Origin of the sequence: Salinicoccus cyprini (assembly GCF_007713705.1) — a bacterium.
Classification (GTDB): domain Bacteria; phylum Bacillota; class Bacilli; order Staphylococcales; family Salinicoccaceae; genus Salinicoccus; species Salinicoccus cyprini.
Genome location: NZ_VMSJ01000012.1, coordinates 1 through 1388 on the forward strand (window position 1 = coordinate 1; position 1388 = coordinate 1388).

The 1388-nt window shown below is 51.2% G+C and carries 2 rRNA genes; both read left to right on the forward strand.

The features are described 5' to 3' along the window. A 16S ribosomal RNA gene (locus tag FO441_RS12470) occupies positions 1-85 on the forward strand; the annotation flags it as partial. 228 nt (positions 86-313) lie between these two features. After that, positions 314-1388, forward strand: a 23S ribosomal RNA gene (locus FO441_RS12475); the annotation flags it as partial.

Here is a 1388-nt window from a genome sequence, read left to right on the forward strand (position 1 = left end):
GCAGCCGTCGAAGGTGGGACCGATGACTGGGGTGAAGTCGTAACAAGGTAGCCGTATCGGAAGGTGCGGCTGGATCACCTCCTTTCTAAGGATATAACGGAACATCTTCGGATGGATGGAATGGCGTCTGACATATTGTATTCAGTTTTGAATGGTCTTCTTTGGCTATTCTTCATGTACATTGAAAACCGTATAGAAACAATGCGAAAAATGATTTTTAACCGAAAATCAAGCGTAGAAAACCGAGAACCGAAAGAGTTCAAACAAACACGCGTTGTACCGGAGCATTCCGGTACACTCACAATTTCATTGCGATTAAGTAATGAAGGGCGCACGGTGGATGCCTTGGCACTGAGAGCCGATGAAGGACGGAACAAACACCGATATGCTCTGGGGAGCTGTAAGTAGGCGTTGATCCAGAGATTTCCGAATGGGGGAACCCCACACATTGAGTGTGACTTCCAGGTGAATACATAGCCTGGAAGAGGTAGACCCGGGGAACTGAAACATCTTAGTACCCGGAGGAAGAGAAAGAAAAATCGATTCCCTGAGTAGCGGCGAGCGAAACGGGAAGAGCCCAAACCAGCTTCGGCTGGGGTTGTAGGACACCGATGAGACTGAAGTTTGCGAGCGGAAGGGCCTGGAACGGCCGACCATAGGGGGTAAGAGTCCCGTAGGCGAAGCGAATGGATGTTGCGGTGGATCCTGAGTACGGCGGAACACGAGGAATTCCGTCGGAATCCGGGAGGACCATCTCCCAAGGCTAAATACTCCTCAGTGACCGATAGTGGACCAGTACCGTGAGGGAAAGGTGAAAAGCACCCCGGAAGGGGAGTGAAATAGAACCTGAAACCGTGTGCTTACAAGTAGTCAGAGCCCGTTAATGGGTGATGGCGTGCCTTTTGTAGAATGAACCGGCGAGTTGCGATTTCATGCAAGGTTAAGCAGCGAATGCGGAGCCGTAGCGAAAGCGAGTCTGAACAGGGCGTATAGTATGGGGTTGCAGACCCGAAACCAGGTGATCTACCCATGTCCAGGCTGAAGTCCAGGTAACACTGGATGGAGGGCCGAACCGACTTACGTTGAAAAGTGACCGGATGAGGTGTGGGTAGCGGAGAAATTCCAATCGAACCTGGAGATAGCTGGTTCTCTCCGAAATATATTTAGGTATAGCCTCGTGTTAGCATCGTGGAGGTAGAGCACTGTTTGGACGAGGGGCCCATCCCGGGTTACCGAATTCAGACAAACTCCGAATGCCACGGATGTGATGCACGGGAGTCAGACAGCGGGTGATAAGGTCCGTTGTCGAGAGGGAAACAGCCCAGACCACCAGTTAAGGTCCCAAAATATATGTTGAGTGGAAAAGGATGTGGCGTTGCACAGACAAC